Here is an 8,383-nt window from a genome sequence, read left to right as displayed (position 1 = left end):
CGCACCCGCGCCTCCTTCGACCGCCGCCGTTCGACCATCGGAGACCATCCCCCGTGAACCCCTACCAGGCGCTACCGGCGCGCTCGTTCTGGCGCTCCGCCGTGGCCGAGCCGGACCCGCTCGCCATCGACGACCTCTGGACGCCCGCGTTCGCGATCGGGCAGGACGAGCCGATCCTCACCGCGGGGTCCTGCTTCGCCGCGCACATCGGCCGTGCCCTGCTGGAGCGGGGCATGAACTGGTGCGACGCGGAGCCGGCCCCGCCGGGGCTGACCGAGCAGGAGCGCAGGGCCCGCCACTACGGGGTGTTCTCGTTCCGCACCGGGAACATCTACACCGCCGCCGTGCTCCGGCAGTGGCTCTCCTGGGCCTTCGGCCGCACGACCCCGCCCACCGGGGCATGGCTGGACGACGGCAGGTACCACGACCCCTGCCGTCCGTCCGTCGAACCCGGGGGCCACGCCTCGGCCGAGGAGATGCTGGCGGCCCGGGGGACGACCCTCGCCGCCATCCGCGAGGCCGTCACGGAGGCCGGCTGCCTGATCTTCACCCTGGGCCTGACCGAGGCGTGGCGGGACCGCGCCGACGGCACCGTCCTCCCGTCCTGCCCCGGCACCGTGCGTGGCACCTTCGACCCGGACCGCCACGTCCTCCACCGGTTCACCTTCGACGAGGTCCGCCGCGACCTGACGGAGGCCGTGGCACTGGCCCGGGAGGCCAATCCGCGGCTGCGGGTCCTGCTGACCGTCTCACCGGTTCCGCTGACCGCGACCGCGACCGGCGGCCACGCGCTCACCGCCAACACCCACTCCAAGTCGCTGCTGCGGACGGTGGCCGGGCAGCTGACCGAGGACCTCGACGACGTCGACTACTTCCCGTCGTACGAACTCATCACCGGCCTCCCGTTCCGGAGCAGGTTCTACGCGCCGAACCTGCGTGAAGTGACCTCCGAGGGCGTCGACTTCGTCATGCGCCACTTCATGGCCGGGCTGTCGCGGCCCTCGGCGGATCCGCGACCGGTCCGGACCGGTAGGCCGACCGCGGGACCGAAGGGGGTGGACACCTGTGACGACGCCGTTCTCGACTACTACCGCCCCCGCTAGGTTCCTGCTGCTCGGCGACTCGCACGCCGGCCCGATCGGACGAGCCGCGAAGGCCGCCCGGATCCCCTTCCAGGGCGGCCCGATCGGTGCCGGGCGCGAGTTCACCGACGACTTCTTCGCGCCGCGCGAGCACGACGTGGTGTTCCACAAGGCCGAGGCCGACGCCCACTACCGCAGCTTCCTGGCCGGCATGGACGCGGACGGCCTCGGGCGCCTCACGGTCCCCCTGGTGTCCACCTTCGGCCTCAGCGCGCACTTCGTCGCCACCCGGGAGAACTGGCACCTCCACCGTGATCGCGACGGCGGCTTCGCCCCGGGCTTCCTCTCCGGGCCGCTGTTCGACGCCGTCGTCCGCGCCACCGTCCGCGACGCGCTGGCCTTCTACCGCCACGCACTCGGCCTCGGCCTGCGGGTGCTGGCCGTGCTGCCGCCGCAGCGCGTACCGGAGCAGTCCGACCCGGTGGTGTTCACGGCCGCGCAGGAAACGGTCCGAAGCGCGCTCGACGCGCTCGGCGTCGAGCTCGTCGACCTCCGGGCCCGCACCACCGGACCGGACGGCTTCCAGCGCCCCGAGCTGTGCGAGGCCGACGACTCCATCCACGGCAACCTGGCCTTCGGCCGGCTGGTCCTCGCGGACCTGCTGGCACGCGGGCTGTGACGACACCGAATCCCACCACCACAGGAGCAGGTCATGGAGCAGTACGAGCTGGACGCGGTCAGAGCCGTCACCACCAGGCCCGCCAAGGAGTACCGGACCGTCACGGTCGACCCGGTCACTCCGGTGATCGGCGCCGAGGTCTCCGGCGTCGACCTCTCGAAGGAACTGTCGGACGATCAACTGGCCGAGCTGAAGCAGGCGTTCCTCGACCACCACGTCCTCGTGTTCCGGGACCAGGAGCTGACGGACGAGGACCACAAGCGCTTCGCCGGGCACTTCGGCGAACTGCGCCCGGTCAACCCGCCCCCGGTCGACGCGGATCCGTACATCCTGGAGATCAGCACCGGCGCCGAGGCGGACAACGTCGCCGGCAACGGCTGGCACGCCGACGGCACCGCCGACGCCGAACCCTCGCTCGGGTCGATGCTCCACATCACGCGCGTACCGGAACCGGGCTGCGGCGGCGACACCCTGTTCGCCAACATGCACCTGGCGTACGAGATGCTGTCCCCGACGATGCGCGAGCTGCTCGACGGCCTGACCGCGATCCACGACGGCCTCGTCGCCTTCCAGGGCTACACCCCGCCCGCGGGGTACGTGATTCCCAGGAGCGAACACCCCCTGGTGGTGCGGCACCCCGAAACGGACCGCAGGGTCCTCTACGTCAACAAGGCCTACACCGCGCGCATCCCCCAGCTGTCGCCCGACGAGAGCCGGGCCCTGCTCGACCTGCTCTGCGCACTGCCCGCCCAGAGGCCCCTGCTGAGCTGCCGCATCCGCTGGAGCCCCAACACGCTGGTGTTCTGGGACAACCGCTGCGTCCAGCACCACGCCACGTACGACTACCACCCGCACACCCGCTACGGTCGCCGGGTCGCGATCAACGGCGGGCCCCTCAAGGGCTGAGCCGGTCCGGGTCAGGCGGCTTCCGCGCGGGCCAGGCAGGCGGCGAGGCCGTCGGCCAGCCGCGCCCAGGTGGCGCGTTCGCCGCGCTCGTCCCGCCGGTCGGCGTGCACCAGCACCACCGCGCGGACCCGGGCGGACGGCCAGGTCGCGGCGTAGGCGGCCGGGTCCGCCGCCGCGTACGCGGCCGCTACGGCGGCCGCGTTGGCCAGGGCGTTCGCGTCGGCATGGGCCCGCACGTTGGCCGTGGTGTTGAGCTCCGCGTAGGTCTCGCCGTACTGGGCGGCCTCGGCCGCGTCGTAGCCGTTCGCCAGCGCGTAGGAGCCGGCGGCGGCCGCGGCCGCGGCGTGGGCCTCGGCGTACGGGTACGCGTGGTGGAAGAGTTCCCGCAGCTCCGGTTCGAGCGCCGCGCGCCACGTGCCCTCGTCGATCCGACCGCCGCCCAGGGCGTCCGCGTGCAGCGCCTGCACGTGCCGGTGCTGCGCGACGGACCCGCCGCGCCGTGCGCTCGCCTCGGCCAGCACCGGGCCGACGGCGGAGCAGTACCAGTCGTGGACCACACCGAAGGGCACCCGGCCGTCCAGCCGCTCCAGCTCCCGGTGCACACCGCGTGCCCAGGCCCGCGCGGCGTCGGCGTCCATGCCCTCGAACAGCGCTTCCGACACCTGCGCCAGCCAGGGCGGCACGGCCGGCCCCCCACCCGGCGCCGCCGCCCCGACCGGGGCCGGCGGGAGGGTGCCGAGGGAGGAGCAGAAGGCCGTGAAGGTCTCGGGAGTGGTCATCCGCGCTGCTCCTCAGGGGTCTCGTCCCCGACCCGGGTGAGAACGCCGAGCCGGTGAAGTCCGCTGGAGCGGTGGAGAGGCGGAGCTTCACCGGCCGCTCCGGTGAGGAGATCGTACAGGCGCACACGGGACGGGGGAGGGGTTCCCGGGGTGCCTGTCCTCGGCGGCCCGACCGCGATCCACGACGGCCCCGTCGTACCCCCTGGTGGCGGGAGGGTCGGCGCGGCCTTCTAGCATCATGTCGCATTCTTCGACGGAGCTGCTGCCCGGTTGGCCGTGTCCCCGCCGTCCCGCACCTTGTACGACACGACGGCTCCACCGCCCGGCGGTGGAGCCGTACATCGAGGAGGAACGTCCATGCAAGCCCGGAAGATCGGCGCGGCCGCCACCACAGCGGTGGCCCTCCTGGCGGCCCGCGACCTCGTGCAGAAGCGGCACGCGCTGCTCCGGAACTTCCCGGTGGTCGGGCACGCCCGGTACCTGCTGGAGACGATCGGGCCGGAGCTGCGGCAGTACATCGTGACCTCCAACGAGGAGGAGCGCCCGTTCAGCCGTGACCAGCGCACGTGGATCTACGCGTCGGCGAAGGAGGAGAACAACTACTTCGGGTTCGGCACCGAGGTCGACGTCGAGCACGTCCAGGGGCACGCCTACCTGAAGCAGCGCACCTTCGCCGGCACGCTGCCCGACGCGCACGACCCGCAGGCCCCGCTGCCCTCGGCCAAGGTGCTGGGCGGGCCGCGCGGGCGCGCCAAGGCCTTCCGGCCGGCGAGCGTGGTGAACATCTCGGCGATGAGCTTCGGATCGCTCTCCGGCGCGGCCGTCACCGCGCTCAACAAGGGGGCGGCGCTCGCGGGCACGATGCACAACACCGGGGAGGGCGGCCTCTCGCCGTACCACCGCAACGGCGGTGACCTCGTCCTCCAGCTCGGCACGGCGTACTTCGGCTGCCGCAACGAGGACGGCACCTTCAACCTCGACAAGCTCAAGGAGGTGGTCGCCGGCGCACCCGTCAAGGCGATAGAGATCAAGCTCTCCCAGGGCGCCAAGCCGGGGCTGGGCGGGATGCTGCCGGGTGCGAAGGTGACGGCCGAGATCGCCGGGATCCGCGGCATCCCGGCGGGCCAGGACTGCGCCTCGCCGTCGCGGCACTCCGCGTTCGGCGACGTCGACTCGATGCTCGACTTCGTCGAACTGCTCGCCACCGAGACCGGTCTGCCGGTCGGGGTCAAGAGCGCGGTGGGGGAGATGGGCTTCTGGCAGGAGCTGGCCGCGCTGATGGCGCGCGGCGACCGCGGGGTCGACTTCGTGACGATCGACGGCGGCGAGGGCGGCACCGGGGCGGCGCCGCGGATGTTCGCCGACTCGGTGTCGCTGCCGTTCCGGATGGGCTTCTCCCGGGTCTACGGCACCTTCGCCGAGCTGGGGCTGACCGACGAGCTGACCTTCATCGGTTCCGGCAAACTCGGCCTGCCCGAGAACGCCGCCGTCGCCTTCGCCCTGGGCGTCGACATGATCAACGTGGCCCGTGAGGCGATGCTGTCGATCGGCTGCATCCAGGCACAGAAGTGCCACACCGACAAGTGCCCCACCGGCATCGCCACCCAGAACCCGTGGCTGGCCCGAGGCATCGACCCGGCCTCGAAGGCCGACCGGGCCGCCTCCTACCTGCGCACCCTGCGCAAGGAGCTGATGAAGGTCTCGGCGGCCGTCGGCGTCGCGCACCCGGCACTCATCACGGCCGACGACTTCGAGATCATGAACGGCGACTACGAGGCCCGCACCCTCGCCGGTGTCTACGGCTACAAGGAGGGCTGGGGCGAGCTCGGCCCGCACCTCGCCGAGGAGGTCACGGCGCTCCTCACCGGTGAGCCGGCCGTCTCCCGGAAGCCGGCGGTCTGAGGTACCGCCCGAAGCGGCTCCACGGGACCCGCCTCCGGGCCCTCGCGTGACGGCGACCGGTCGTCACGGGAGGGCCGGGCGGGCGGAGGGGCATGAGGGGTGGCGGGAGGCCGGTGGGACGTGAGAGAGCGTCGGGAGCTGTCGGCACGCAAGGGGCGGAGGGGGTGGAGAGGGCGGAGAGGGCGGAGGGGCACCACCGGGACCCGAGGGGGTGCCGGGAAGCTGCCGGTCGATCTGCCGCAGCCTCCCGGGACGGCCGCCATAGCCTGGGCGCCCGGCGCGGAGGACCAGGCTGACGCGCCGTCAGAACGGCGGTCCCCGTGGCTCGCCGTCCCCGTCCGGAAGGATCCCAAGCCCGCCATGACCACTCTCCGCACCCGGGCCGCCGCCCTGGCGGCCGTCGCCGCCGTCGGGTTCGCCACCCTCACCGCCGGGACCGCCCACGCCGCCGTGGCAGCGCCGTCCCCGGCCGCCCCGTCGGTCGCCCAGGCGCCCGCCGCCGCGCCCGCCGCGGTCGCGGCGCTGTCCACGCCGACCCGCATCCCGGGCAACACCGCGATCTCCCGCAACCAGGCGTGGTACTCGCCGGACGGCCGGGTCGTGTTCGCCATGCAGGGCGACGGCAACGTCGTGCTCTACCGCGACAACAAGCCGGTCTGGGTGGCCCCCGGCGCCATGCCCGACGGCAACGTGCTGGTCATGCAGGGCGACGGCAACCTCGTCGTGTACTCCGCCGCCAACACGCCGCTGTGGAACAGCCAAACGGGCGGCCGCCCGGGCGCCGAGCTGGCCATCTACAACGAGGGCGCGATCGCGGTCGTCCTGAACGGCAAGGTCCTGTGGACCTCCGCGCCGTCCACTCCGGCGCCCCTCCCGGCCTGCCCGCCGTGGGGCCCGCCGCTCCCCGGCCAGATCGTCTGGCCGTGGTGCCCGACCTGGCCCTTCCCCGTGTAATCCTCCTGACCGGCTCTGCGGCCCCAGGTCCTCGCCCACCCGGCTGAGGACCTGGGGCCGTTGGCGTGGGCGCGGACGTGGATCCGGTCTTGTGTGTTGGCCCGATTCCCGTTCCCCGCAGGGGATTAAACGCCCAAGCCGTCGTTCCGTGAGATTCGGCCGTACATCTTGTGCGATGTCATGATCCGGCTCACACTTCCGATTTGCGAACACGTGTGCACAGCCACGTGGGCGCCCTTCACCCCCGCGCCTGCCGGGATCCCCGGCGGTCGGAGGGACGTTCCGTGTCACGCTCCCCCTGGGAAGAGGACTGATCGTCGCGCTCGCGCGGTCCGCCGACTCCCGCGCCGCCGGCCATCACGACACCCCACTCGCCGAGGTGCCCGGCGGCCGCCGCTGACATCGCGCCCGAGCCCGAGCACCGGGGCAAGGGCACGGACCACGAGGTGCGGTCCGCCGCGCCCGCCGGGTCGTCCGAACCACCCCTCACGCGAAGGAGCTTCGGATGAAGCACCCGCGCACCCCCACCCCCTGGCGCAGGCCGTTCGCCGCCGTCGCGGCGGCCGCCCTCGTCCTGGTCGGCGCGGCCTGGAACGCGAGCCCGGCCGGCGCGTTCGCGCCGCCGGCCCGCGCCGCCGGCGCCGCCACGTCCGGCACCGATCCGATCACCCTGACCGTCGACGGCGGCGGACCGGGCCTGGTCCGGGTGAGCAGCGACCCGTTCACCAGCGCCGGCAGCCAGTACGCCACCGAGGTGGAGCCCGACACCTTCGCCTACGGCGGCACGATCGTCTCCGCCGCCCAGGTGGGGCGGTTCACCGACGGCGGGGCGGCCGGCCTCGGCTGGAACACCTCGTCGGACGGCGGGCGCAGCTGGCGGAGCGGCATGCTGCCCGGCCTCACCGCCCACTGGGGCGGCGGCAGTTGGGCCCGCGCCTCCGACCCCGCGGTCGCCTACGACGCCAGGCACGGCACCTGGATGGTGGCCGGCCTGGTCATCGACTCGGGACGCAACCCGGTGGGTGTGACCGTCAGCCGCTCCGCCGACGGCCTGCACTGGCAGGACCCGGTGCGGGCGGTCGGCCACGACGGCCAGGCCTACGACAAGGAGTGGATCGTCTGCGACAACACTCCGACCAGCCCGTACTTCGGTACCTGCTACGTCGAGGTCGACATCCCCTCCTCCGACAACCTGATGGTCATGTCCGCCACCCGGGACGGCGGCGCCACCTGGTCCGCCCCGACCGGCCCGTCCGGCGTCAACCTGGGCCTCGGCGGCCAGCCGCTGGTGCGGCCCGACGGGACGGTCGTGGTCCCCTTCTCGACCGACACCACCTCGATCCGCTCCTTCACCTCCACCGACGGCGGCAGGTCCTGGAGCTCCACGGTCCTGGTCGCCGACGTCGTCGCGCACGAGGTCGCGGGCGGGCTGCGCGACGGCGAGGGCCTGCCCTCGGCGGAGATCGACGCCCACGGCAGGGTCTACGTGGCCTGGCAGGACTGCCGCTTCCGGGCCGGCTGCGGGGCCAACGACATCGTCTACGCGAGCTCGGCCGACGGCACCACCTGGTCCGCCGTGACCCGGGTGCCGATCGACCCCACCACCAGCGGCGTCGACCACTTCATCCCCGGCCTCGGCGTCGACCGCACCACCGCCGGTCGCACCGCCGAGCTCGGGCTGTACTACTACTTCTACCCGAACGCCGACTGCACCCCCGACACCTGCGAGCTGGAGGTCGGCTTCGTCTCCTCCACCAACGGGGGCGCCACCTGGAGTGCACCGCGGACCGTCGCCGGCCCGATGTCGGTGTCCCGGATCGCCGCCACGAGCGGGGGCGGCATGGTCGGTGACTACCTCTCCACGTCCGTCCTCCACGGCAGGGCCGTGGCCGTCTTCGCGGTCGGCAGGACGCCGACCGGCGGCCAGGCCTTCGACGAGGCCATGTACGCCGTCGCGGGCGGCCTCGCCGTCCGGCCCGGCACCGTTCCCTCCAGTACCGGGCCGGTCGTCGTCACCGCACCCGGCCAGGCGCAGCACCGTTCGCCGGTCACCAGCTGGTGACCCGCCGCTGACCGGCCGC

7 protein-coding genes are annotated in these 8,383 nt (G+C 73.4%); 6 read left to right on the top strand and 1 reads right to left on the bottom strand.

All coding sequences use genetic code 11. The features are described 5' to 3' along the window. Positions 1–53: 53 nt before the first annotated feature. From ACWGJO_RS06105 to ACWGJO_RS06095, 3 genes are read left to right on the top strand one after another with little or no spacing between them, the layout of a single operon-like run. Complete coding sequence (locus tag ACWGJO_RS06105; RefSeq protein WP_452182382.1) at positions 54–1,103, top strand: GSCFA domain-containing protein; 1,050 nt, start codon at positions 54–56, stop codon at positions 1,101–1,103. Continuing rightward, positions 1,066–1,761, top strand: a complete 696-nt coding sequence (locus tag ACWGJO_RS06100) for a hypothetical protein (protein ID WP_452182381.1) — start codon at positions 1,066–1,068, stop codon at positions 1,759–1,761. The genes ACWGJO_RS06105 and ACWGJO_RS06100 overlap by 38 nt, the downstream gene beginning before the upstream one ends. 33 nt (positions 1,762–1,794) lie before the next feature. Further along, a complete protein-coding gene (locus ACWGJO_RS06095) occupies positions 1,795–2,667 on the top strand; it encodes a TauD/TfdA dioxygenase family protein (RefSeq protein ID WP_452182380.1) in 873 nt (290 codons plus the stop codon). Between the two features lie 11 nt (positions 2,668–2,678). Here the strand turns inward: ACWGJO_RS06095 and ACWGJO_RS06090 are convergent, their stop codons facing one another. Next, the gene (locus ACWGJO_RS06090) at positions 2,679–3,446 is read right to left on the bottom strand and encodes a SpcZ (protein WP_452182379.1); all 768 of its coding nucleotides are present in this window, start codon (positions 3,444–3,446) and stop codon (positions 2,679–2,681) included. Between the two features lie 357 nt (positions 3,447–3,803). Between ACWGJO_RS06090 and ACWGJO_RS06085 the strand changes: the two genes are divergently transcribed. The 3 genes from ACWGJO_RS06085 (at position 3,804) to ACWGJO_RS06075 (ending at position 8,364) form a co-directional block, all read left to right on the top strand. After that, positions 3,804–5,348, top strand: a complete 1,545-nt coding sequence (locus tag ACWGJO_RS06085; RefSeq protein WP_452182378.1) for an FMN-binding glutamate synthase family protein — start codon at positions 3,804–3,806, stop codon at positions 5,346–5,348. A gap of 360 nt (positions 5,349–5,708) precedes the next feature. Then, on the top strand, positions 5,709–6,302 hold the full coding sequence (locus ACWGJO_RS06080) for a hypothetical protein (protein ID WP_452182377.1): 594 nt from the start codon (positions 5,709–5,711) through the stop codon (positions 6,300–6,302). 505 nt (positions 6,303–6,807) lie between these two features. Then, complete coding sequence (locus ACWGJO_RS06075) at positions 6,808–8,364, top strand: sialidase family protein (RefSeq protein WP_452182376.1); 1,557 nt, start codon at positions 6,808–6,810, stop codon at positions 8,362–8,364. Positions 8,365–8,383: the final 19 nt, after the last annotated feature.

It is taken from the genome of Kitasatospora sp. NPDC054795 (assembly GCF_053611565.1).
The sequence above is the reverse complement of the archived record's forward strand: the minus strand, read 5'-3'. Positions and strand labels throughout refer to the sequence as shown.